We start from the raw sequence: 24109 nt of genomic DNA on the forward strand, positions 1-24109 counted from the left end.
ATCCCGGGGACCTGCGCCCGGGGATCGCGGAACCGGTCGCAGGCGCGGTTCCGTTCTCCCCATGGCCGGGGTGGATACGGCGATCCAGCCCGGCCCTAGGGCCCGGCCGCCCCCCATGGCGCGACGAGCCGGGTCGGTGGACGACGCCCCACCCCAGCGTTCGCAGCGGAGTCCGTCCGGCCGGCTCATTCCGCACCGTCCCCGAACGCGGGTCGCATGTCGGCGATGTCGAACTCCTGGACTGAGGCCGTGAGCATCGCCGGTTCCGGTTGCGATTCAGGGCCGCTGCTGCGGAAGGCCGCCAGCGCCGCCCGCGATTCCCAGCGCTCGTAGACGTTGACACGGCCGGGGTCGGCCAGGTCCGCGCAGATCGCGAAGTCGAGGCAGCCGACCTCCCGGCGAGCCTGTTGGACGATGGGTGCACAGCCCGCGAGATAGGACTCGCGTTGATGCGGTTCAACGGTGATGTGTCCTGCAACGATGACCATGGATGCGCTCCAGTGCTGTCGCCTTCGTGCCCCGCGCGCCGGGCAGTTCCGCTGGGATGGACTTGCAGGGGCGGAGAAACTCATCGTCGGGTACGCAGAAACGCCCGGCGCTTCGGCTCGGGTTTCGAGGGGACCGGTACCGGCGGACGCCGCCTGGCCGGGCGGGTCGATTCACGCGGATGCCGGTGACCCGGGCATCCTCGATAGAGGAAAAGCGGGTTTCTCCGCCTCAGGTTCCCGCCCGAGTGGCGCCGTATATACCGCCGGGTTTCCGGATACCTGCCGGTCGTTCTCGGGCATACTTCGTTCATGCGATGGTTGGCGGTGGGGACCTTCGGGGGAGTGGCGGCGGTGGCTGCTGTCGCGGCGGCGCTGCTCAAGTACGTCATGGACCTCGACGAATTGGCCCAATGGGCCGCGGTCGCCGCGGTGGCCGTAGGCATTGCCGCTATCGCGGTCGCCATCTGGAGCGCCCGACGTTCCGGCGGCAGCGCTGCGCCTGTTCCCCGGGCCGGCGGTGTGTCCAACCGAATCGAGGGCAACGTGTCGGGCACCGTGATCCAGGCAGACACCATCACGGGGGGCGTCACCCACGCGACCTATGCGGGCGACCGCATCGACCTCTCTCACGGCACCTTCCACGGATCGGTGGCAGGAAAGCACAGCGGCCACACCCGCCCCCGCCGCGAATCAGAGAACACGGACGAGGACGAGCAGTGACCGACCCGGGCACCGGGACGTGCCAGGAGCCATGTCGACGTCTTCCCCGGCATTTCCTTCTGTTTCGCCCGCAGAACGGATGCACCACCACCGGGTCGCATCCGGAGTCCTTGTGCGGGCAGATCGCGCACCGATGAGTTTCCCGCGCCGCGCCGGTCTGCACGCCGAAGACCGACTCACGGAAGGCTGGCGCCATGCGGAAACTGATCTACGGCATCAACGTGACCCTGGACGGCTACATCGCCGCGCCCGGCGACGACATCGGCTGGAGCGCGCCGAGCGACGAGCTGTTCCAGTGGTGGCTTGACCGGGAGCGGGCGATCGGACTGTCGCTGTACGGGCGCAAGCTGTGGGAGACGATGAGTGCCTACTGGCCGACCGGTGACCAGCGGCCCGACGCGACCCCGGCGGAGATCGAGTTCGCGCGGAACTGGCGGGACACGCCGAAGGTGGTGTTCTCCTCGACGATCGACAGGGTCGACTGGAACACCCGCTTGGTCACCGGCGACGCGGTCGCCGAGATCACCCGGCTCAAGGCCGAGGACGGCGGTCCGATGGGCATCGGCGGCGCAACGCTCGCCGGAGCTGCCATGCGGGCCGGGCTGATCGACGAGTACGAGCTGGCCACCCACCCGGTCCTGGTGGGCGGCGGCACGCCGTTCTCCACGGCGTTGGACAGCTGGGTGAACCTGAGCCTGGTGGAGACGCGGACGTTCCCCGGCGGCGTCGTGCTGACCAGATACGAGACGACGCGCTGAGGGGAGCGACCACACCAGTCACAACAGGCACACCGCCCCAAGCCGCATAATCACGTCACCACATGAGACACGCTCCTAGGGGCACTGCACTGGCCCCGGCGCACCCTAGCGTCGGCGGCTTCTCCTCAGGACGCCGGGCCTTCGCTGTGGTCGCCGGCCCTGGCCGAACCGCCGCGCTCCTGGTCGTTCAGCCGGGGGGAGGCCTCAGGCGGAGGCGCGGCGCCGCGACGGTGGCCGTGTTGCGAGCAACCGCGGCAGTGGTGATGGAACTGGACGTGGCCGATGGTTCCCGCCTGTACCGCCGTTCCCGTCACTACGCCGTCTACCGAGTTACGGGTTCCGCTGGGGTCCGCGCGGGGTGTGCGGTTTATGCGGCGTTGAACGACGTTCAACAGGATTCCCGCGAATCCCCACCCCAGCCTGGCTAAAAACGTCGATACCCCAGCGGCCACCGCTATGAGGAGAATGTCTACGGGGTGGAGGTTCTGATTTTGGGCAGGGGATGCTAGCAGTGTATGGCTATGTAAAACGAGCTAAACATCCCTGGTGCCATTATCTGCTTCCGCGGATTCTCCCTCTGCGTCCCGGTAGGGGCGGGTGCTCTCTCCGGGCACGTCCAGACGACGGCGGATTCTATCAGTCGTATGCCGCAGGCGCGGAACCGCGTGGACATGCGCCCGCGCTCGCCGAAGAGCAGCGCCGGTCCCCGGTGGTGGCAGAGCGTCCGGTTCCTACGGGCGGGGATCGCCGAGCCGACGGCGTGTCCGGACCGCTCCCGCCACTTTCATCTTATATCAGATCCGCGCACCTCATGAGGAACCGAAAACCGCTCCATACTTGCTGCCGTGCGGACCGGATCGACGAACGACGGGGGAGCGGAATTGCGCTATGTGATGGATTTCGAGCAGATCGACGCGACGAACGCCGCGGACGTCGGCGGAAAGGGGGCGCTGCTGGGCGAGTTGTCGCGGATCGCCGGTATCCGCGTGCCGGACGGCTTCTGCATCACGACGGACGCATTCAGAGGGATCGTCGCCGAGGAACCGTCGATCGGTGCCCGGTTCGATCTGCTGTCGCGCGTGGAACCGGGCGACCGCGCGGCGATCCGCACCCTGAGTGCCGATATACGACGCAGCATCGAAGGCGTCGCGGTGCCCGAGGCCCTTGCGGCGGCGATCAGCGAAGCGCTCGCCCGGTTCGGGGAGCACACCTCATACGCGGTGCGGTCCAGCGCGACCGCCGAGGACCTGCCGACCGCGTCCTTCGCCGGCCAGCAGGACTCCTACCTGAACATCACGGGTCCGGCGGCGGTCCTTCGGCACGTCCGGCGGTGCTGGGCCTCGCTGTTCACCGAGCGGGCGGTGACCTACCGTCTCCGCAACGGCTTCGACCACCGGGACACGGGAATGGCCGTGGTCGTACAGCAGATGGTGTTCCCGGACGCGGCCGGGACCCTGTTCACCGCAGACCCGGTGACCTCGAACCGCACAACCGCCACTGTGGAAGCCGGCTGGGGGCTCGGGGAGGCGCTCGTCTCCGGGCTGGTCTCCGGTGACGTCTACACGGTGCGCGACGACCAGGTCGTCTCCACCGCGCTCGCCACCAAGGCCCGGTTCGTGCAGGCGTCGCCGGGAGGCGGTACCCGTGACGCACCGATCGAGCCGAAGCGGCAGACGCAGCCGACTCTCACGGAATCACAGGCCGTGCACCTGGTGCGGCTGGGGCGGCGCATCGAAGCGCACTTCGAGTGGCCTCAGGACGTCGAATGGTGCCGGATCGGCGACGAGTTCCACATCGTGCAGAGCAGGCCGATCACCACGCTGTTCCCCGTCCCCACGACCGACGACCGGGAGAACCACGTCTACGTCTCCGTCGGTCACCAGCAGATGATGACCGACGCGATGAAGCCGCTGGGGCTCTCCCTGTGGCAGCTGACGACCCCGCGGCCGATGCACGAGGCGGGTGGACGGTTGTTCGTCGACGTCGCGCCCGCCCTGGCGACGCCCGCAGGTCGCGCGAGCCTCATGGAGGGCCTGGGGAGCTCCGACCCGCTGATCGGCGACGCGCTGCGGACCGTCCTCGACCGCGGCGACTTCCTCCGCGCGCTTCCGGAGGACGATTCCACCGCCGCCCCCGCCGGTGACGGCCCCGCTCCGATCGCGACCGATCCCGACGTCGTCAGCGAGCTGATCCACCGCAACGAGGCTTCGGTCGCCGCCCTGCGCAGCGGGATCCGGAAGCTGTCCGGGCCGGAGCTGCTCGCCTTCATCCGGGCCGACATCGCGGAGCTGAAGCGCATACTTTTCGATTCGCAGAGCCTCCAGGTGGTCACGGCGGCGATGGAGGCGAGCCGGTGGCTCAATGAGCACGTGCAGGAGTGGCTGGGCGAGAAGAACGCGGCCGATGCGCTCACGCAGTCCGTCCCCCGCAACGTGACCTCCGAGATGGGGCTGGCGCTCCTCGACGTGGCGGACACCGTCCGGCCGTACTCCGACGTGGTGGCGTTCCTGCACCGTGTCGTGGACGAAAGCCGGGAGGGCGACGGCTTCCTGGACGAGATGGCCGAGCTGGCCGGCGGACCGCAAGCACGGGACGCGATCCGGGGCTATCTCGACGCCTACGGAATGCGCTGCGTGGGCGAGATCGACATCACCAGGACACGCTGGAGCGAGCGACCCGCCGCACTCGTGCCCGCCATCCTCGGCAACGTCAAGAACTTCGATCCGGGCGAAGGGGAGCGACGCTTCGAACGAGGGCGCCGGGAGTCACGCCGGAAGGAACACGAACTGCTGGCGCGCTTGCGGGCCCTTCCCGACGGCGAGAGCAAGGCAGAGGAGACCAGGCGGATGATCGACCGCGTGCGTACCTTCGCCGGATACCGGGAGTACCCCAAGTACGGCATGGTCAGCCGCTACTTCGTCTACAAGCAGGCGTTGCTGCGGGAAGCCGACCGCCTCGTCCGGTCCGGCGCCCTGCGCGAGGAGGAGGACATCTTCTTCCTCCGGTTCCGGGAGCTGGAGGAAGTCGCGCGCACCGACTACGTGGACCCCCGCCTCGTTGTGGAAAGGCGGGAGGCGTTCCGTTCGCACGAGGCGCTCACCCCGCCTCGGGTCCTCACATCGGACGGCGAGGCCGTCACCGGCCGGTATCGGCGTGACGACGCCCCGCCCGGCGCACTGGCCGGCCTCCCGGTCTCGGCCGGGGCCGTCGAAGGCCGGGCCCGTGTCGTCACGGATATGGCGCAGGCCGACCTTGAGGCGGGCGACATCCTGGTCACCGCCTACACCGACCCCAGCTGGACGCCCCTGTTCGTCACCGTCTCCGGACTGGTGACGGAGGTAGGCGGACTCATGACGCACGGGGCGGTGGTCGCGCGGGAGTACGGCCTGCCGGCCGTCGTGGGGGTGGAGCAGGCCACCCGCACGATCCCGGACGGGCAGCGGATCCGCGTGCACGGAACCGACGGGTACGTCGAGATCCTCACGTGAACCGCCGGAGCGGGCCCGCCACCGGACCGAGGGCGGGTCGCAATCGGGGACGGGGCCGCGGCAGCCGAGCACCGAGCACACACCGTCCGTTCGGCAGGCGGTGACGGATTCGGTGATGGCCTCCAGGCCCTCGTCGAGCCGCCTCAGGACCGCGAACCCTGTCCGTCCGCGGCCTCGGGGGCGCCCGGCCGGCACGGAACGGCCGGCCGGGCGGGGATCCGCAGGGGGAGCGGGGAAACCCTCATCGAGCGGGTGTCCGTATCCACGCTGCTGCGGCGGCGACGGCCGCGCCGGTGACCATGGCGATTCCGGACCAGGTGAAGGCGCCGCCGACTCCGATGGATCGGACCACGGGCTGGGCGGCCAGCGGCGAGAGGAACTGGCCGAGGAAGATCGCGGCGACGAGTCCGCTGAGGATTCGGCCGCGCCAGGCGGGCGGGGCGAGCTCGGACAGGCGCAGGGTGAGGTTGGGGACGGCGAACCCGACACCGGCGCCGCCGACGAGCAGCCCGGCCGCGGCGCCCCAGGCCGTGCCGGTGCTGCCGACCAGCAGCCAGCCCGCGCCGAGCAGCGCGATGCTGACCGTCGTAGTCGTGGCGGAATCCAGTCGCCTGCGCAGCGCCGGGAAGGCGAACGCGCCGAGGGTGCTGGTCAGCGTGCTCGCGGCGACGACGACCCCCACGAGGGCGGGCCCGATGCCGAGGCTCTCCAGCAGGAACGGAACCTGCGTCGGCGCCATGTAGAACGCCATGGTCGCGCCGAGTGCCAGAGCGTAGATGCCGAGCATGCGGCCGGTCACCGCCCGCCCGCGGTCGGCGGCCACCGTGGGAGCGTCCCGCGGCCCGTCCCGTACGGCGAGGACCGCGAACAGCGCGACCACGGCCGCCAGGCTGTAGAGCCAGAACGGCACCTTCCAGCCGATCGTCGCGAGCACTCCGGCCAGCGGCAGGAACACCACGCCGCCGAGGCTTGCGAACGCCTGCTGCAGTCCGAGGAAGGAGGCCCGCCTCGGCCCGTCGAACCAGTCGGTGATCGTCGCGCTGACCGCCGTCATGACCCCGCCGACGGCGATGCCCAGCACGGCTCTGGTCCCCAGCAGCAGGAAGAGGTCGGTCACGAAGTACCCGGCGGTTCCGCCGGCCGCATACAGCACGAGGCTGAACACGAGCAGCGGGCGGCGCCCGACGCGGTCGGCGACCAGTCCGGACACCGGCGCGCTGACGGCGATCATGAGCGAGGTGACCGTCATCACGAGGCGGACCAGCAGGGGCGCTCCTGGCTGGGCCGCGAAGACCTGCTCCATCGTCGGAAGGCTGGGGGCGATGAGGGCCGGGGCCATGATCGTCAAGGTCGCCGCGGCGAGGATGGTGCCGCGTGCGAGGCGCTGAGGGGCCATGCGGGCGGTTTCAGTCGTCATGCCGTCACGATCGCTTGGGCGCGGCCGCGTTCGCGTCGGTGACGATCGCCGATGTGTTCGCCTCCGCCCGCTGCTTCGGGGCGCTGCCGGCGCCGCTCTGCACGCAGGCGGCGGGCGTGACCCGTGATCGGGGTCACGCCCGCCGCGGGCGGCTCGCCGCGGCAGGTCAGTTCCCGTGCTTGCCGGGTGCGGCGCTGCCGGTGTACTCGCCGAGGTCGGAGACCAGTCCGGCGATCTCGGGCATGGTGTCGTAGCGGCGCTGGTGGATCTCGGCGATCTTCGCGCCGGTCTCCGGGTCCGGGTCGTCGGTGATGTCGAACGACATGAAGGTCTCGACCAGCGGCAGCCCGATCCGGTCGGTGTGCTGGTGCGCCGGGTGGTTCATGTACTCCTCGTAGCCTTCGAGGTCCGTGAGCACGAAGACGGCGCCGTACTCGTACTCCCCGCCGAAGTCGGGGCCGACGACGAACGAGGTGACGGACGGGATGGCGCGGCCCTGGTTGCGCAGGCTCTCCAGAGCGGCCTGCTTGTCCTCCTCCGAGACGCCGGGCCTGAGGGTGAAACGGTTGCCGTGGTAGATCATCGAAACGTTCCTTCCAGCGGATGGGTGTACACGCGCGAATGCGGTGAGGGGTGTCCCTCGGCGGGTCCGGGCGCGGTTCGGCTCGTGCGCACGGTGGCCGCGACCGGCTGTGCCCCGGAAGCGGGGACGGGCGGCGGTGCGAGGGCGATGAGGACGGACGCGGCCGCGCTGAGGAACGCGGTCGTCGACACGATGCCTCCGTACGCTCGCGAGGCGTCGAGGCGCCCTGCCGCCGGCTGGTGTGGCCATGCCACGACGATCGCGTGGGCGTGCTCTCGCTCGCGTCGGTGAGGATCACCTACTTCGACGGCGGCGCCGCCGACCGCTCCCGGCCCCTGGCCGCCGCGACGAACGCCCGTCGCTGCGGGCCGTCGACGACGTGCACGTGGCGGACACCGACTCGGCGGCGCGGGACCCGCCACCGTTGCGGTCGGACCACCGGATCGCCGGTCCGATCGCGCTTCGGCCGACGCGCGGGACACGGCCCGCTCCCGCAAGAGCGTTCCAGCCCGCGTCACCCGAGTTCGGGCATGTCCCTGAGCTGCCTGCGCGACGTGATGCCGAGCTTGCGGAAGATGCTGCGCAGGTGGGCGTCCACCGTGCGCGGGCTGAGGAACAGGTGCGCGGCGACCTCCTTCGTCGTCGCGCCCCCAGCGACCTGGCGCGCGATGTGCATCTCCTGCATGGTCAGCCGGTCGTAGGTGTGCTCGGAACGGCTGCGCGCCACCTCGCCGGTCGCGCGCAGCTCGTCCGCGGCTCGCCGGGCGAACGCCTCCATCCCGATCCCCGACAGCTGCTCGTGGGCGGTACGCAGGTGTTCGCGGGCGTCGCGGCGGCGGCCGGCACGGCGCAGCCACTCCCCGTAGCGCAGGTGCGCCCGCGCGAGCTCCGGCCTCAGCGGGCTCTCCGCCAGGCGCTCGACGGACTCCCGGTAGTCGTCCTCCGCGCCGCGGACCAGAGCCCGTGCGCCCGCCGCGACGCCGAGGCCGTAGGCGGTGCCCGAGGGCGCGGTGCGCTCGAGTAGGGACTCCAGCGCCGACTCCGCGACGGTGTTCTCGCCGCACCGCACCGCGGCCTCCACCAGTTCGGGCAGCGTGAAACCGGCCAGGAAGAGGTCGCCGCGTGCCACCGTGCGCCCGGCCGCCTCCAGTGCGGCCGGGTAGTCGCCGAGGCCGTTGTACAGCACGGCCGCGGCCCCGTCGGTGTTCGCGGCCAGCTGGCCGGCGCCCCGCCTCCGCGCTTCGGCGAACAGCTCCAGCGCCTCCTGGCGGCGGCCGCGCACCGCCGCCAGGTGCACTCGCGAATACAGCTGAGGCACATCGCCCAGGGCGTCGGCGATCGCCTCCTCCTCGGCGATCGCCGCCATCGCCCGCCCGAAGTCACCGGTCAATACCGCCGACATCGCCACCTGAGACAGGCCGAGCCGGATGGTGAGGGGCGACCCCGTGTCCCGCCCGCTCCGCACCAGCCACTCGGTGATCGCCGTGTGCAAGTCGAGGTCCCACAGTTCGCCCGCCACCATCGTGGCCAACGCCGGCACCCGGGTCCAGCCGGCGTCGTCGCCGGTGAGAACCTCGCGGAGCATCGGCACACCGGTGCGGTGGCCCTCGGTGCTCAGCAGCACCAGCGCGTCGAGGAGGTCCGGGGGGTGCGGCGCCGGCGGCGCCGCGCGGGCCGCATCGAGCATCCGGTCCATCACCCCGGCGGCCCTGCCCACGACGAGGCCCATCTCCAGCGCCGCCACGAAGGACTCGCGCGACCGTTTCGGATCACTGGCGGCGAGCCGCTGTGCGGCCCGCAGGATGAGGTCCGGCCCGCTGTCGGACCCGTCCGCACCCCCGACGAAGGCGATCCGCCCGCGCAGCAGGTCGACGGACGCGTGCTGGAGATCGTCCAGCGTCGCGGTGTCGACGCTGGCCAGCAGGTTCGCCGCCGCGTCCGCCCCGCCCGCGTCGAGCGTGGCCCGCGCGGCCGCGATCGTGCGCTCGGTCTGCTTACCGCGGTCGTGTGACAGCGCCGCCGCGCGTTCCAGGAAGGCGGCGGCCGCCGCCACGCCCCCGCGCGCCTGCGCCCGCGCCGCCGACGACTCCAGCGCCTCCGCGACCTGTTCGTCCGGCCCGGCGGTGGCCTGAGCGCGGTGCCAGGCCTGCCGGTCCGGCGCCGTGGCCGGGTCGGTGGCATCGGCCAGCGCCCGATGCGCCGCATGGCGCCGCTCCGGATCGGCCGCACGGTATACGGCCGAGCGCGCCAGCGGGTGGCAGAACCGCGCGCGCGTGCCGAACAGCGCCAACCCGGATGCCTCGACGGCGGCGCTCGCGGCGGGAACGTCGATGTCCGACCGCTGAGCCGCCGTCCACAGCAGGCCCGGATCCCCGGTGGGATCGGCGCTCGCGAGGATCAGCAGCAGCCGCGCGTCCAGCGGGAGTTCCGCCGTTCTGGCCTGGAAGCTCCGCTCGATCCGGTCGGCGACCGGCGAGGGTGTGGGCAGCACGAAGCCCCCGGCCTTCGGCAATTCGAGCAGGGCCAGCGGGTTTCCGCGTGCCTCGGCGAGAACGCGATCGCGCACCCGCTCGTCGAGCGTCACGGTCTTCCCCTCGGCCAGCAGCGTGCGCGCATGCGCGTCGTCCAGGCCCTCGACCGCCATCCCGGGCAGATCGTCCAGCCCTCGGGCGGTGCCCTGGTCGCGGGCCGCGAACACCATCGCGATCGGCTCCGCCGCGATGCGCCTCGCCAGGAACGTCAACGCCTTCGCCGAGGCGGCGTCCATCCAGTGCGCGTCGTCCACGACGCACAGCAGCGGACGCTCCGCCGCGGCGGCGGACAGCAGTTCGAGGGCGGCAAGGCCGACGCGGAACGGGTTCGGCGCGCCGTCGGCCAGTCCGAACGCGACCAGGAGGGAGTCCCGGTAGGGAGCCGAGACCGCGTCGAGGTGTCCCAGCACCGGGACGCACAGCTGGTGCAGCGCCGCGGACGGCAGCTCGGCCTCGAACTCCGTCCCGGATGCGCGGATGGTCTGGAACGTCTCCGGCGCCGCACGTTCGACCCGGTCCAGCAGTGCGCTCTTGCCGATTCCCGGGTCGCCGCGAAGGACGAGCGCGCCGCCCTCGCCCCTTTCGGCGGTCCCGACGAGGGCGAGGAGGCGCTCGATCTCGTCGTGCCTGCCGACGAGCGAGCGGGGGTGCCTCGGGAGCATGGGCCAACTTTATGTGGCGGGGCGGTCGGCGGCGCCATCGGCGAAGTAGGCGATTGTCACCGACGCGAATGCGGGTGCCTCCGCGCGATGGTCATGGCATGACGGCACACGCCCGCGGAACGGCGGAGCACCTGCCTCGCCCGCGGCACGTTTCGGGCGGGCCCCCGGGCGCGGCCCTCGCCGCCGTCGGAACACGGAATCAGCCGCCCCGTGCCGAGGACGTGTCGATGAGCAGCGAAGCCGCTCTCACCGCGGTGCCCGACCGCCTGCGGGCGCCGCGCGGTCCCGCTCGTCTGCACCGCCATCGCCCTGTCGCCCGTCCCGACCGCCGATACACGGCCGGTCCCCGATCGCACGGGCGCGCGCTGACCCCCGGGCAGACCCCGCCGAGGCACCCGCCTGGGCGGCACCGAGGAAGGAACACCTGACGATGAACGCACCCACCGTGCTCGTGACCGGCGCGACCGGAACCGTCGGATCAACCCTGGTCCCCGCCCTGCAAGCCCGCGGCGCCGACGTCCGCGCCATGACCCGCAACCCCGACCGGCCCGTCCCCGGCGCCGAGAACGTCGTCGCCGACCTGCGGAATCCGGAGTCGGTCACCGCCGCGCTGAAAGGCGTCGACGCGGCATTCCTCAACAGCCCTTCGGCAGCGGACGCCGCCGCGCTTCAGATCCGGTTCGCCGAGCTGGCCCGCGGCGCGGGCGTGGACCGCCTCGTGGTGCTCTCGCAGTACGCGGCACGCCCCGACTCACCGGTGCGGTTCCTGCGCTGGCACGCCGAGGTCGAGGCACACGTGCACCAGCTCGGCCTCGACCACACCGTACTGCGCCCCAACCTCTACATGCAGGCGCTGCTCGCCTTCGCGGGCACCATCGCCCAGGGCCGGTTCGCCGCGCCCATCGGGGGTGCCGCCGTCAGCACCGTCGATACCAGGGACGTCGCCGAGGCCGCCGCCGCGGTGCTGACCGGCGCGGGGCACACGGGCCGCACCTACACACTGACCGGGCCCCGGGCCGTGACCCACGACCAGATCGCCCAGGCGCTGTCCACCGCCACCGGGCGCGCCATCGCCTTCCACGACGTCCCCTCCGACCGGTTCGCCGCCGCGCTGGACGGCATGCTTCCGCCGTGGCAGGTCGCCGGTCTCCTAGAGGACTACGCCCACTACGCCCGCGGTGAGGCCGCCGACGTGCACACGTCGGTCGCCGACCTGACCGGGCACCCCGCGCGCGACATCACCGACTTCGCCCACGACTACTCCGCCGCGTTCATCCCGGCGTGAGGCCGCCGGTGGACCCGGTGTCTTCACCTCGTCCGCCGAGCCGGTCTCCGCCACGCGGGCCGTCGGTACGGGTGGCGTGATCCTCTCCGCATGCCCGACCTCGGGCGAGACGAAAGGGAGGCGACGTATGGATCCCGCGTCCCCTCCGGCGGCGGAGGAGGTCGTCTCCGCGCGGCGGCCGCCGCGCGCCCCGAACAGGTCGTGCTCCTGCCCGGTCTGGATGACGCGAAGACGGATTCCTGGGCCACGCCGCCTCCCCGTCCGGCGCAGGGGGGGGCGGCGATTCCGAGGTGCGGGCGGTGCTTGACGGAGGTGGCCGCCGCTCAGCGCGTCGGGCGTGGAAGCGGCGCCGGCTCGGCGGCCAGGGACCCCAGCAACCGCAGCGCCCGGAAGTCGGGACCGCCCTGCTCGGCCCGGTACACGACCAGCATGAGTCCGTCCTCGCCCCGCACGTCGAACACGTGCGAAGACAGGGTCAGCTCACCCACCGCGCCGTGCCGAAACGTCTTGGCCTCCTGCGACTTGCCGCGAACGTCGTGCTCGTTCCACAGGTCGCGGAACCGGGGACTGCCCCGGTCCGCCTCTTGCACGAGTTCCTGCACCCTGCGGTCGTGCGGATCGTGACCGAGCGCCAGACGCAGGTTGGCCACGCACGCCCGCGCGGTGCGCTGCCAGTCGGCGAAGAAGACCTCTCCCGCCGGGTCCAGAAAGGCCATCCGCACCAGGTTGTCGGCCTCGGCGAAGTCGGCGTACAGCGCGTCCGCCAGCGCGTTGGTCGCCAGGAGGTCCAGGCGCCGGTCGATGATCATCGCCGGGGTGTCCGGCCAGGAGTCGAGCAGCATACGCAGGTGAGCGTCGACACGCGGCCGGGCGGGTGCGGGACGGTGCTCCGGCGCGACACCGGCCAGGCGGAACAGGTGCTCGCGGGCGTCGGGCTCCATGTCCAGGGCGCGGGCGACGGCGTCCAGCACCGAGGCGGAGGGACGGCGTTCCCGGCCCTGCTCCAGCCGGCTGTAGTAGTCGGCGCTCACCCCGGCCAGAACCGCGACCTCCTCGCGGCGCAGCCCGGCCACCCGGCGCGTCCCGCTGTAGGCCAAGCCGACGTCGTCGGGAGCGAGGCGGGCGCGACGGGCGGTCAGGAAGGCTCCGAGTGCGGTGCGGGGCATGGTCACCAGCTTACGGAGGCCGGGCGGAGCCAGCCAGGGTGTGCCGCACCCAGGGGGAGCCCGGCCTGGTAGTCCGGCCGCCCGGCTCCGAGGGTGGAAAGCGTTCCTGAAGACGCACCCACCTTGCGGAGGAAGACCATGAGCACCACGCTGCTCGACGAGGACCTGCTGAAGACCGTCGCCGCCGAGCCGCACCGGCCGCTGCTGTTCGGAAACGCCACCGTGCACACGCTCCACCCGGTGATGGGCGACCTGACCGGCGCCGACCTCCTCCTGAACGGGAACGAGATCGCCGGTGTCGGCACCGGTCTGCACACGGCCGCCGAGGACGACGGCATGATCGTCGTGGACTGCGCGGGACTGACCGTCGTGCCGGGCGTCGTCGAGAACGACACCGTCGCCGGACTGCGCCGGCGCCCCTCCGACCGGGTCGGCACACTGGCGCCCGGAAACCCCGCGACCTTCGCCGTGATCTCCGGGCACCGGCCCGAGGCCCCGGAGCTGGAGCGGATCGTCTGGCGTCCGGAGCAGGCCGCCGCGATCGTCGTCGAGGGCGAGATCGTCCTGTTCAACGGCCGCCGCCTCGTCGAGCCCCGGACCGCGCAGGTCCCGGACCCCGCACAGACGCCGGCGGACAGCCCGTACCTGGGGATGTGGATCGACGAGACGGGCTTCATCCACCAGGAGCTGACCGCCGACGGCCGCTACGACGAGACGCGCGGCGGACGCCCCCACGCCTACCAGGGATCGTTCTGGATCGAGGGCGACCGCATCGTCTACCGGGACGACCTGGGGTTCTGGGCCTACGGCCGCTTCGCCGACGGTGTGCTCCACCACGCGGGCTACGTCTTCCACCGCCGATGACCGCACCCGGCACGTACCGATCACACCCGGGCAGAACACGAAGGAGAACCATGACCGCCACACTCTTCACCGGCGGGACCGTCGTCACGATGGACCCCGGGATCGGAGACCTGGAACGCGGCGACGTCCTGGTCCGCGGCGACCGGATCGTCGCGGTCGGCGCGGACCTGGCAGCGCACCCGGACGCGGCCGGGGCGAGGGCGGTCGACACGTCCGGGCGCGTCGTCGCCCCCGGATTCGTCGACACCCACCGCCATGCCTGGCAGTCGCAGATGCGCCGCACCATCCCCGACGTGTCCGACCTCGGCTCGTACGTGAGGTCCACGCTGGGCGAGGTCGCCCCCCGATACACGCCCCACGACATGTACGTGGGCACCCGGCTCGCGGCGCTCACCGCGCTGGACGCCGGGATCACCACGATGCTGGACTTCTCGCACAACTCGCGCACGTCCGCCCACTCCGACGCGGCGATCCGCGCACTCGCCGACACCGGTATCCGAGGGGTGCACGCCTCCATGGGTCCGCACTTCGGCGCCTGGGACCACCAGTGGCCCGGGGACCTGGAACGCCTGTGCGACGCCCACCGGGGAACCGGGGACGGCCTGGTCACGATCCGCCTGGCGGCCCTGGCCACCGACGAGGTCGCGGGCCCCGACCTCGCCTACGGGAGCGAGCTGGCGGCGGTGGCCCGCGACCTCGGCATCGGGGTGAGCGTCGACGCGGTGTTCGGGGCTCCCTCCTCCCGGGCGATCCTGGGCTGGGCCGACGCGGACCTCCTCGGCCCCGAGGTGTGCCTGATCCATGCCACCGGCCTGACCGCGCCCGCGTGGCGTGCCGTCGGCGAGACCGGGACCACCGTGTCGCTGGCGCCCTCCTCCGACGCCCAGATCGGCTTGGAAAGCGCCGTTCCGGCGATCGACGAGGCGCTCGCGGCCGGCATCCGCCCCGGTCTGAGCATCGACGTGGAGGTGGCGCTGGCAGGCGACATGTTCACGCAGATGCGGACACTGCTCGCGATCCAGCGCATGCGCGCGGTGCGGGGCGTGTACGGGAGCGGCGCCCCGGTGCCGGAGCGGATCACCGCCCGTGACGTGCTCGACTTCGCCACCCTGCAAGGCGCGCGCACCATCGGGCTGGGCGAGGCCACCGGCTCGCTGTCCCCGGGGCGGCAAGCGGACCTGATCGTGGTCGACGCCGGCGACGTCAACACCATGCCCTTGAACGACCCGGTGGGGATGCTCGTGCTCGGCGCCGACGCCCGCAACATCGAGACGGTCATGGTGTCCGGTCGGATCCGGAAGGCGCACGGGCGCTTGGTCGGGGTGGACGTGGACGGCCTGCGCGAGGAGGTGACCGCCTCCCGGGACCGGATCGTCGCGGCCCTGGGGTAGGCCCCCGCTACCGGCAGGGGAACACCGGGCCTTTCCGCGCGGGGGAGCCGGGGGCCGAACCGTGAGGCCGCCCCGGCGCCTTCCCGCACCTGCGGGAAGGCGCCGGGGCGGCACGTGCCGATCGGCTAGAGCAGGTACAACCACACGGTGAGGACCAGGCCGGCGATGGCGACCGCCCAGGTGTAGGGGATCGTGGAGAGCATGGAGCGCTCCGGGCGGACTCCCGCGTACTGGGCGCTCCAGACCGTCTGGGTGCTGGTGGGGTCGGAGACGCCGAGGACTTGGCCGTAGGAGGCCATCAGGCCCAGAACCGCCGGCGGCGGGTAGATGCCGCCGGAGATCAGGACCCCCGCCACTCCGGCGCCCAGCCCGAAGATGTTCATCGGGCCGCGGTAGAGGCACAGCGGCACCAGGACGGCGAAGACGGCGACGAACAGCAGCGGGCTGCTCGGGCTGATCGCGGTGACGACCGGGCTGAGGGCCTCGACCGCGCCGGGCAGGTTGACGGCCGCCAGCAGCATGCCGATCGCGATGAACAGCACGATCGGCGGCGCCGCCACGTCGAACGAGCGGTAGAGGCTGCGCAGCGCCGTCGACGCCATCTCGCGCCAGCGCACCGCGGTGACCAGCGCGAAAACCAGACCGGTCAGCAGTGACGGGACGATGGGGATCTCCAGTCCCAGGGCGAGCGCGATCGGCACCACGGGGGTGAGCAGCGCGTACCAAGGTGCGTCGCCGCGGCGCTCGCGGCGGCGCGCCGCTCGGGTGAAGGCGCCGTGGCCCCCCTCGGCATCCGGCCCGCCGCCGGCCTCGGGGCCGGAACCGCCGTCCGCGCCGCCCGCCGGGACGCGTACCGCCCAGGTGTGGCGTGTGCCGCGGCGGCGCATCTCGATCAGGATGTAGGCCAGGCCGCCGACCACCGCGATCGGGAACATCCGCAGCTGGAAGTGCTGAACCGTCGAGACGGGCACGCCGATGGCGTCGGAGAGGAACTGCCAGTTGATCAGCTCCAGCGGCAGGCCCGCCGCGATGCCGACCAGCACGGTTCCCGCGGCCACCACCGGCGGCACCCCGACCGCGATCATCGCGGGGATGCCGACCACTCCGGCGAGCATCGCCGCAGGGGCCGAACCGGTGATGCTGCCGCACATGATCGCGACGGCGAACACGCCGACGGCCACCACCGACGGCCGCTCTCCGCCGAACTCCACGATCTTGCGGACGAGCGTGGACGCGATGCCGGTCTCCGACATCAGTGTGCCCAGCCAGCTGCCGAGCAGGATGGCGACCATGGTGGACGCCAGCATCGGGGCGCCCTCCTGCAGGACGGTGCCGGTGACGCTGCCCTCGTCGCCCGTCAGCGGGGCGCCCGCGATGAGCGCGATGGCCACGGACAGCAGGACGAGGGCGAAGGCGGTCGGCAGGCGGCGCGTGAGCATCAGGCCCACGCCCACCGCCATCACCGCGAGGATTGCGAACGCGGTCATGCTGGGCCTCCGGGGGACGGGACGGACGCCGGCGCCGCCGGAGCGGGAGGGCCGGCGTGGGCGAGGGTGGCGGCGACGGCGGCGGTGAGCAGCAGCGGACTGCGCCGCATCCGGCCGCGCCGGTGGGCGTAGGCGTGCGCGGCGATCTCGTCCGCGCCGACCACGTGTCCGCGGACGCGCAGGCGCCCCACCGCCGCAGCGGTGTGGTCGAGCCGGCGCCGCAGGTCGCGGCCGCGGGGTCCGTGCAACAGCCGGTGCGCGCACTCGTGGTCCAGGGCGGCGGCGCGGACGGCCTCTCGCGGGAAGTCCGCGGCCCAGCCCGCGGCCTCGGCCACGGTGCGCGCGTAGTCGAGGGCGTCGGTGTAGAGGACGACGGTGCCGCCGCGCGCCCGGCGGCGGTACTCGGCGAGCAGAACCTCGTCGCGGCGGAGTCCGCCGGTCGACTCGGCGACCCGCGCCTCGGCGCCGCTGCCGGCCGCGTCGGCGTCGCCGGCCATCTCGGTGCCGACCGCGATGGCGGTGCGCGCCCATGCGCGCAGCCGCTCGGGGCTTCTGCCCTCGTGGGTGGGGGCGGCCGCGAGCATCCGGGCGCCGAGTTCGACGTCGCCGAGCGCGGCGAGCTCGGCGTAGCGCTCGGCCGGGGCGAAGCGGCGCGGCTCCGCCGCGCCGGAAGTCGGCGCGCTCACCGCCGCTCCTCCGTGATCGCGACGAGTTCCTCGCCGGGCATGCGCCCGCCGGCCTCCGTCGCCGCCAGCGCGAGCAGGTGGCCGGCGTCCAGCACCCCGGAGAGGTCCACGAGCTTGGGGCCCAGCAGCAGCCACAGGGCAGGGGCGCGGGAGCCGCCGTCGCCGTAGGAGGTGCGTTCGGCCACCAGCTCCTTCAGCCGCGCATCGGCCTCGCCGGCGGTCATCGTGTCGACGCGTGCGTCGGCGCTGTGCAGCCGCACCACGCCTTCGGTATCGACGACCCGGACGCGGGTGCGCTCGCGCGCGAAGCGGCGCGCAAGCCCGCCCGGGCGGCGGGTGTGGCCGAGGACGCGGTACTGGGCGGTGGCGGCCAGTTCCCGCATTTCCCCGGGCGGAGCGCCGAGGCTCGCGGCCGCCGCCCGCCGTGCCTCCTCGGAGCCCACGACCTGTGCACGGTCCTTGGTGCGCAGCTCGGTGGCTCCGGTGGCCACGGCCGAGACGAGGTTGCGCTGCGGGTCGACGGTGACGTCCACCTCGACCGCGGCGGGGTCGGCGCCCTGCCGCAGGACCGCCTGCTCGGCCTCGGTGCGCACCGCCAGCACGTCGGAGTGGCCGGCTCCGGGGATGATGCGCTCCACCGACTCCCGCACCAGCGCCAGAGCCACTCCGAGCGGGCTGATGACCTCGCTGTGCGCGGCGATGCGCGCCTCCAGCCGCATGCGCGCTCCCAGGTAGGGGGTGACCGTGGCCGCACCGCCGCCCCCGCCCACCAGGCTGCACACGTCCCGGTCGAGCCCGTGGTCGGCGATGAGCCCGGCGACCGTGGACTCGATCCGGTCCGTCGCCCGCTGCAGTACGGCGCGCGCGGCGCTCTCGGCGTCGGTGCCCAGTTCGCGCGCCAGCGGCTCCAGCGCGGCGCGGGCGGTGGCGGGGTCGGAGCGGGCGTAGTCGTCTTCGGGGACGAGTCCGGCGGCGTTGGCGGCGCAGGTGAGGGTGAGCGCGAACCGCCCTCCGGCGGCCTCGATGACGGCGTAGTCGGCGGGGTCGCCTTCACGCGGGCTGAGGCGGACGAGTTCCGCGTCGCGCAGGTCCTCGGCCGCGGCGAAGCAGGCATAGGGCAAGCCCGCGATGTGCGCGCTGCGCGGCCCCACGTCGGCCACCTTCGCGCCGCCGCCGCGTGTGGAGCCGAGTCGGACGAGCGAGCCGCCGCCGATGCCGACAGTGCGCACGTCCAAAGCCGAAAGGTAGGTCTCCTTGCCGCCGAGGCGGGCGTGCCGGATCTGCACCCGGCCGCGGCGGATGACGCTGATGTCGGTGGAGGTGCCCCCGGTCTCCAGGAACACGCCCTCGCTGACCTTCTCGCCCATCAACGCACCGGCCACCCCGGCGGCCGGGCCGGAGAGCACGGTCAGCAGCGGACGCGAGCGCATCTCGGCCAGCGACATGACACCGCCGTCGCAGCGCATCACCATCAGCGGCGCGCTGACACCGGCCTTGGCGATGCTGCGCTCGACCAGGTCGGCGGTCTCCAGCATGCGCGGCATCACCCCGGCGTTGAGGACCGCGGTGCGGGCGCGCTTGCCGAGCCCGTAGAGCTGGGTGATCTCGTGGGTGGCGGTGACGGGCACACCCGCCTGCACGGCCGCGGCGGCCACCGCGTCCTCGCCCTCGGGGGCGTCGACGCTGAACGGCTCGACCGCCACCAGGACGTCGGCGCCCTCCTCGCGCAGCCGGTCCACCGCGGCGCGGGCCTCGCCCGGCCGCTCGGGGTGCTTGAGGCCGGTGTAGCGGATGGGCAGGGGGCGGCCGGAGTCGAGCTTGAGCCGGCCCAGCGAGCGCAGCCGCCCGGTGGCGAAGGCGTCGTAGCCGGTGCCGATGCCGACGATCCCGACCGTGGCGACGTCGCCTTCCAGCAGCGCGTTGGTGGCCTGGGTGGTGCCGTGGGCGAGGAAGGTGACGTCGTCGGCGCCCACGCCGATGTCGGCGAGCAGGCGCTCCAGCGCGGCCATGATGCCGTGGGCGACGCCGTCGGCGTGGTCGTGGCTGGTAGGAACCTTGGCCTGGCCGAGCAGTTCGAAGGTGCGCGCGCTGACGGCGACGGCGTCGGTGAAGGTTCCTCCGACGTCGATGCCGATGCGCACTGCGGTGTCGTCCGGGCCGGACGGTTCGCCGGGCACGGCCGGTTCCGCCGGTTCGGCGGGGGGATGGGGTTCGGTCGGCATTTCCGCACCTTTCGTAGGGCGGGGACGGGGATCAGGCGGGGGAGCCGCGGGCGGCTCCCCCGAGGGCTGTCAGTAGCCGCGCACGTCGGGCCAGCGCCGTTCGACGCCGGCGCGGTCCAGCACCGCGCAGAACCGCTCCAGCAGGTCGTCCTTCTCACGCACCGCGTGCGGCCGGGTGCCGTTGTCCAGGGCGAACGCGGCCAGGTGCCCGGCGGTCTCGCCGATGTTCCACTCGACGGGGTGCAGCCGGAAGCAGCCGTTGGTGATGTGGGTGGTGCCCGCGTTCTTGCCGGCGGGCAGCAGATTGCGCATGCGCACAGGCAGCAGCGCGCCCAGCGGGATCTCGAACGGCACGCTGGGGATGTCGATGTAGGTGTCGCCGCCGGTGGAGGGGTGCAGGTCGATGCGGTAGCTGCCGATGCCCACCGCGTCGTGGCGGCGCGTGATGCCGTAGGGGCCGACGAGATCCATGGCGACGTCGTGTTCGGTGACGGTCGTGACGGCCTTGATGCGGCGGGACTCGCGCACGTAGGCGGCCTTGGCCAGGCCGTACTCGGCTCCCGTGACGTCGGGGCGGGGCCGCAGGCCGGGAAACCCGGTGCCGCCGTCCGGGCGGGGCGCCTCGGTCTGCAGCCAGTACAGCACCGACAGGGAGAGCTGGCGGGCCTCCTCGTGTGCCAGGCGCACGGTCTCGGCGTCGGCGCGGCCGTCGATCTCCAGCGCGGGCCGCAGCCAGTAGTCGTTCAGCGGCCAGTTGGCCAGCGTGATGTCGGAGTCGAAGGCCCCGGGCCGGTGCAGCCTGCGCGCGAGGATGCGGCGGAACCCCCACAGCTCCTTGTCGCCGGCCTCGGCGCTCTGGTCGGCGGCCACGTCCAGCGGGTCGACGTCGGGGTTGGGGTCGAACCTGCGGGTGACGGGTTCGAGCGTGCGGGGGTCGGGGGCGGAGAAGCCCACCAGCGGCCCGGGCCAGAAGTCCGGCCGGTACGAGCGCCAGAAGTCGTAGAGGCCGGGGCGCTCGATCGTGTGGTCCTCGCCCTCGTGGTGGGAGACGGCGAAGCAGTAGGTGATGCCCTGCAGATTGGCGGGGTCGGCCGCCTCGGGGGCGTGCGGTTCGCCGTACTCGGCGCGGGACTCCGCCCCGGTGGCGTACTCGGCTCCCGCCAGCGGCAGCAGGTCGCCGTTCTCGGTGGCGTCGAGCACGTAGTCCGCCAGGATCGTGTGCCGCCCGCCCTCGGCGTCTTCGAGTTCGACCGCGTGCACCTCGTCCCCGTCGGTGCGGGCGGCGACGGGCCGGTGGCCGGCGAGCAGGGTGATGCGGCCGGCGGCCCGGTGCGGAGCCAGCAGCTCCTCCAGTACGGCCAGGGCCGCCCGCGGTTCGTGGCAGAGCTTGCTGACCCGTCCTGCGCCCGGGTTGAGGGCGGGCGACGCGGCGGCTTCGGCGCGCAGGGGGTAGGCGCGGCGGTAGTAGTCGCGGATGCCCTCGCGCACCTGCCGGTAGGAGGCCGTGCAGCCGAACCGCTCGATCCACGGGTTCTCGTCGGGCGGGACCGCCTGCGAGGTGAGCTGGCCCCCGATCCAGTCGGTCTCCTCTGTGAGGACCACCCTGCGCCCCGACCGTGCGGCGGCGAGGGCGGCGGCGACGCCGCCCAGCCCGCCTCCGACGACCAGGATCTCGGTGCTGCTCTCCGTCATTGCGCGCCTTTCGGTGTGGGGTCGGGGTGGACGGGGGGTTGGGGGACGGCGGTGCGGGGGCGGCGGGTCAGTTCGCCGGAGCGGGCGGGCCGATGGTCGCGCCGGACACGGGCTCGCAGGCCAGCAGGTGGCGGCGCGGGGCGGCCTCGCCCTCGATGAGGTCGAGCAGGAGGCGCACGGCGGCCCGGCCCATCTCGCGCATGGGCACGTCGAAACCGCTGATCTCCCCGCCGAGGGCGGGCGCCGCGCCGGCGGGAGCCGCGGTCGCGGTGCCGAGCAGGGCGAGGGACACCTCGCCCGGACAGGCCAGGCCGGCGCGGGCGACGGCGGCGGTGAGCCCGGACAGCGCCGCGCCGGTGTCGGTCTCCTCGGTGATCACCGCTGTGACGCCTTCGCCGCGCCAGCGCGCGAGCCGGGCGTCCACGTCGCCTCCGTCGGTGCGCTCGACGAGGCCGGCCGTCTCCAGCCCGGCGTCGCGGGCGCCCTCGACGACACCGCGCTCGCGGTCGGTGGAGGCGGGGGCGTCGTCGTTCTCGCGCAGGTAGCGGACCCGGCGGTGCCCTTGCGCGGCGAGGCGAGCGGCCACCTCGGCCGACGCCGAGACGTAGTCGGCACCGACGTAGCTGATGCCGGGCTCCTCGCGGCGGCCGATGTAGACGAAGGGGAACCCGTCCTCGCTGAGCCTGCGGATCGGGTCCTCGGGGACGTGGCGGCCGAAGAACAGGCAGCCGTCGGCCGCGCGGACGCGGCGCACCGCCGCCGCGTCGCCGGAGTCGTCCGCGGCGCGGCTCGCGCCGGTGAACAGGATCAGGTCCTGGCCCTGGGCGGCCGCCTCCTCCTCCACGCCCACGAGGACGGGGTAGTACGAGTGCGCCACGTCGGTGGGGAAGGTCGTGCTGAACGTGTAGAGCCCGAGCATGCCGTTGCGCGCCGCCGCCAAGCGGGTGGCGACGGGGTCGGGCACGTATCCCAGGTCCTCGGCGGCGCGCAGCACGCGCCGACGTGTCTCGGGGGCCAGTACCACACCGGTCGCGGCGCCCCGCAGCACCAGGGAGACGGTCGCCTGGGACACGCCCGCGGCCCGGGCGATGTCGGACTGGCGGGGCTTCGCCCGGCCGGCCGCACGGGGCGGCTTCGGCGAGGGCGGCACGGTGTCGGACACCAACGTTCTCCTCTGTTCGCAAGCTAATGCGGATTAGCTCAAGACTCTGAGTCGCAGCACAGTGGATCGTCAATGGTTTCCGGGATATTTCCTCCCGGAACCGGGGAAGTTTCGTTAATACGTATTAGGTTCTTGACTGAGGCATCGGTGCTGGTCGAGGCTCTCGTTCTCAACACCCGGACGCGCCGCCCCCGGCGCCCCCGGAAGGGAGCCCCCTCATGCCCGAGACACAGCCCCACGCCCGCCCTTCGACCTCCTCGGACGCCGCACCCGGCGTCGACCGCCGCACGCTGCTGCGCGGAGCCGCGGCGGTCACCGCCGCCGGCGCGCTCGGAGGACTGGCCGCATCCCCCGCCGGCGCCTCCCCCGCCGCATCGGGAGCGGGTGCCGCGAACGTCCTGCCGCGCTACACCTTCGTGCGGGAGGCCCTGGACACCGCGAACCTGGCCTACAACCCCACCGGCGAGTTCATCTTCCCCTGCCTGCGCGGGACGGTGGGGCGGCTGCCCGACGCGCCCGGCCGCTTCCTGCTCTACTACGCCCCGCACGACGCGCCCGGCGGGATCTGCCTGGCCTACGCGGACACGCCCGAGGGTCCCTACACCGAGTACCCGCACAACCCGATCATCGGGCGCGAGTGGGCGCCGCACTACTCGGTCAGCCACGTCTCCTCGCCGCACGCGCTGTGGAACGAGCGGGAGCGCGAGATGTGGCTGTACTTCCACGGCGAGAACACCACCACCCGGCTGGCGCGCTCCGGCGACGGAATCCACTTCCACTACGAGGGCGAGGTGCTGACCACGGCGATGCTGCCCGAGGGCACCACCGAGACCTCCTACGCCCGCGTGTTCGAACACCCGCTGCCCGACCGCGGGTCCCGCTACGTGATGGTGTTCATGCGCAACGACACCACGAACCACCGCTCGATCGGCTGGGGGTGGTCGGCCGACGGCGTCTCGTTCGACTTCGACCCCGAACCGCTGGTCGACCACGCGGCGGCGGGGGCGGCGAACCTGTCGGGGCCGCACGTGGTGGAAGAGGGCGGGAGCACCTACGTCGCCTACCACACCGGCGAGGGCGACATCCGGCTCACCGAGGTCGGGCGCGACTTCTCGCTGCGGCGCCACCTCGGCACCGTGCACGAGCCCATGGCCGGACCGCCGGACAACGGGCGCTCGGCCGCGCCGTCGTACGGCTCCCACCACGGAACGCAGTACATGCTCTACGAGGCGGGCAGCCGCCTGGGCGCCACGATCGCCGTCGCGCGCGCCTGACCAGGCGGGGCCCGGCCCGCCCGAGCCGGCCCTCTCGGCACCGCACGTCCGCCGCCGCGTGCCCGCCGCATCCGGGCGCCCGCCCGGTCCTCGACAGGAACGGCCGCGTACCGCCGCCTCCCGCTCGGCGGCGGCCGCGAGAGAGGGCCATGCCGGTGTCGAACGGCTTCGCGGTGCTGCTCTGCGGAGGCGGACGCCGTAAGGAAGCCGGGTCGCGGCTCGGCCCTGCGGAC

17 protein-coding genes are annotated in these 24109 nt (G+C 73.0%); 7 read left to right on the top strand and 10 right to left on the bottom strand.

What is annotated here, in order from left to right; all coding sequences use genetic code 11:
- Positions 1–185: 185 nt before the first annotated feature.
- Complete coding sequence (locus LP52_RS15065; protein ID WP_040274289.1) at positions 186–488, bottom strand: putative quinol monooxygenase; 303 nt, start codon at positions 486–488, stop codon at positions 186–188.
- A gap of 309 nt (positions 489–797) precedes the next feature.
- On the opposite strand from LP52_RS15065, the gene LP52_RS15070 reads away from it, so the two are divergent.
- The 3 genes from LP52_RS15070 (at position 798) to rph (ending at position 5454) form a co-directional block, all read left to right on the top strand.
- On the top strand, positions 798–1208 hold the full coding sequence (locus LP52_RS15070; protein WP_157036339.1) for a hypothetical protein: 411 nt from the start codon (positions 798–800) through the stop codon (positions 1206–1208).
- A gap of 194 nt (positions 1209–1402) precedes the next feature.
- Positions 1403–1966: a dihydrofolate reductase family protein gene (locus LP52_RS15075; RefSeq protein WP_040274292.1), complete on the top strand. Its 564-nt coding sequence runs from the start codon at positions 1403–1405 to the stop codon at positions 1964–1966.
- Between the two features lie 845 nt (positions 1967–2811).
- Positions 2812–5454, top strand: coding sequence for a rifamycin-inactivating phosphotransferase (rph, locus tag LP52_RS15080; protein WP_238580931.1), 2643 nt, complete (start codon positions 2812–2814; stop codon positions 5452–5454).
- Positions 5455–5695: 241 nt separating this feature from the next.
- On the opposite strand, the gene LP52_RS15085 is transcribed toward rph, so the two are convergent.
- From LP52_RS15085 to LP52_RS15095, 3 genes are all read right to left on the bottom strand, one after another.
- Positions 5696–6871, bottom strand: coding sequence for an MFS transporter (locus tag LP52_RS15085; RefSeq protein WP_040274296.1), 1176 nt, complete (start codon positions 6869–6871; stop codon positions 5696–5698).
- A gap of 166 nt (positions 6872–7037) precedes the next feature.
- Positions 7038–7454, bottom strand: coding sequence for a Dabb family protein (locus LP52_RS15090; protein WP_040274298.1), 417 nt, complete (start codon positions 7452–7454; stop codon positions 7038–7040).
- Between the two features lie 514 nt (positions 7455–7968).
- Positions 7969–10647 carry an AAA family ATPase gene (locus LP52_RS15095; protein WP_040274300.1) on the bottom strand — a complete coding sequence of 893 codons (2679 nt, stop codon included), beginning with the start codon at positions 10645–10647 and terminating at the stop codon, positions 7969–7971.
- A gap of 430 nt (positions 10648–11077) precedes the next feature.
- Between LP52_RS15095 and LP52_RS15100 the strand changes: the two genes are divergently transcribed.
- The gene (locus LP52_RS15100; RefSeq protein ID WP_040274302.1) at positions 11078–11932 is read left to right on the top strand and encodes an SDR family oxidoreductase; all 855 of its coding nucleotides are present in this window, start codon (positions 11078–11080) and stop codon (positions 11930–11932) included.
- Between the two features lie 323 nt (positions 11933–12255).
- On the opposite strand, the gene LP52_RS15105 is transcribed toward LP52_RS15100, so the two are convergent.
- Entirely contained in the window at positions 12256–13098 is an 843-nt protein-coding gene (locus LP52_RS15105; protein WP_040274303.1) for a helix-turn-helix domain-containing protein, read from the bottom strand.
- A 138-nt stretch (positions 13099–13236) separates the two neighbouring features.
- Here LP52_RS15105 and LP52_RS15110 point away from each other — a divergent pair, with 138 nt between their 5' ends.
- Entirely contained in the window at positions 13237–13962 is a 726-nt protein-coding gene (locus LP52_RS15110) for an Atu4866 domain-containing protein (protein WP_040274304.1), read from the top strand.
- Positions 13963–14012: 50 nt separating this feature from the next.
- Positions 14013–15353 (top strand): amidohydrolase family protein, encoded by a 1341-nt coding sequence (locus tag LP52_RS15115; RefSeq protein WP_040274306.1) that lies wholly within the window; start codon positions 14013–14015, stop codon positions 15351–15353.
- 125 nt (positions 15354–15478) lie between these two features.
- Here LP52_RS15115 and LP52_RS15120 read toward each other — a convergent pair whose 3' ends face one another.
- The 5 genes from LP52_RS15120 to LP52_RS15140 all read right to left on the bottom strand — a co-directional run bounded on the left by LP52_RS15120 (position 15479) and on the right by LP52_RS15140 (position 22602).
- Entirely contained in the window at positions 15479–16840 is a 1362-nt protein-coding gene (locus LP52_RS15120) for a transporter (protein WP_040274307.1), read from the bottom strand.
- Positions 16837–17526 (bottom strand): hypothetical protein, encoded by a 690-nt coding sequence (locus LP52_RS15125; RefSeq protein ID WP_084723219.1) that lies wholly within the window; start codon positions 17524–17526, stop codon positions 16837–16839. The genes LP52_RS15120 and LP52_RS15125 overlap by 4 nt, the downstream gene beginning before the upstream one ends.
- Complete coding sequence (locus LP52_RS15130) at positions 17523–19748, bottom strand: hydantoinase/oxoprolinase family protein (RefSeq protein WP_193789995.1); 2226 nt, start codon at positions 19746–19748, stop codon at positions 17523–17525. Before LP52_RS15130 ends, LP52_RS15125 begins: the two co-directional genes overlap by 4 nt.
- A 69-nt stretch (positions 19749–19817) precedes the next feature.
- A complete protein-coding gene (locus tag LP52_RS15135) occupies positions 19818–21440 on the bottom strand; it encodes an FAD-dependent oxidoreductase (protein WP_040274309.1) in 1623 nt (540 codons plus the stop codon).
- 67 nt (positions 21441–21507) lie between these two features.
- Entirely contained in the window at positions 21508–22602 is a 1095-nt protein-coding gene (locus LP52_RS15140; RefSeq protein WP_084723220.1) for a LacI family DNA-binding transcriptional regulator, read from the bottom strand.
- Positions 22603–22820: 218 nt separating this feature from the next.
- Between LP52_RS15140 and LP52_RS15145 the strand changes: the two genes are divergently transcribed.
- A complete protein-coding gene (locus LP52_RS15145) occupies positions 22821–23876 on the top strand; it encodes a glycoside hydrolase family protein (RefSeq protein ID WP_052809879.1) in 1056 nt (351 codons plus the stop codon).
- The last annotated feature ends 233 nt before the right edge of the window (positions 23877–24109 follow it).

The organism is Streptomonospora alba, assembly GCF_000826685.1.
GTDB lineage: Bacteria > Actinomycetota > Actinomycetes > Streptosporangiales > Streptosporangiaceae > Streptomonospora > Streptomonospora alba.

Coding starts and splice junctions, on each gene's coding strand:
- LP52_RS15095 (WP_040274300.1), bottom strand. CDS start 10,647: ATGCTCCCGAGGCACCCCCGCTCGCTCGTCGGCAGGCACGACGAGATC.
- LP52_RS15090 (WP_040274298.1), bottom strand. CDS start 7,454: ATGATCTACCACGGCAACCGTTTCACCCTCAGGCCCGGCGTCTCGGAG.
- LP52_RS15100 (WP_040274302.1), top strand. CDS start 11,078: ATGAACGCACCCACCGTGCTCGTGACCGGCGCGACCGGAACCGTCGGA.
- LP52_RS15130 (WP_193789995.1), bottom strand. CDS start 19,748: ATGCCGACCGAACCCCATCCCCCCGCCGAACCGGCGGAACCGGCCGTG.
- LP52_RS15070 (WP_157036339.1), top strand. CDS start 798: ATGCGATGGTTGGCGGTGGGGACCTTCGGGGGAGTGGCGGCGGTGGCT.
- LP52_RS15075 (WP_040274292.1), top strand. CDS start 1,403: ATGCGGAAACTGATCTACGGCATCAACGTGACCCTGGACGGCTACATC.
- LP52_RS15120 (WP_040274307.1), bottom strand. CDS start 16,840: ATGACCGCGTTCGCAATCCTCGCGGTGATGGCGGTGGGCGTGGGCCTG.
- LP52_RS15115 (WP_040274306.1), top strand. CDS start 14,013: ATGACCGCCACACTCTTCACCGGCGGGACCGTCGTCACGATGGACCCC.
- LP52_RS15105 (WP_040274303.1), bottom strand. CDS start 13,098: ATGCCCCGCACCGCACTCGGAGCCTTCCTGACCGCCCGTCGCGCCCGC.
- LP52_RS15145 (WP_052809879.1), top strand. CDS start 22,821: ATGCCCGAGACACAGCCCCACGCCCGCCCTTCGACCTCCTCGGACGCC.
- LP52_RS15135 (WP_040274309.1), bottom strand. CDS start 21,440: ATGACGGAGAGCAGCACCGAGATCCTGGTCGTCGGAGGCGGGCTGGGC.
- LP52_RS15110 (WP_040274304.1), top strand. CDS start 13,237: ATGAGCACCACGCTGCTCGACGAGGACCTGCTGAAGACCGTCGCCGCC.
- LP52_RS15085 (WP_040274296.1), bottom strand. CDS start 6,871: ATGACGACTGAAACCGCCCGCATGGCCCCTCAGCGCCTCGCACGCGGC.
- LP52_RS15065 (WP_040274289.1), bottom strand. CDS start 488: ATGGTCATCGTTGCAGGACACATCACCGTTGAACCGCATCAACGCGAG.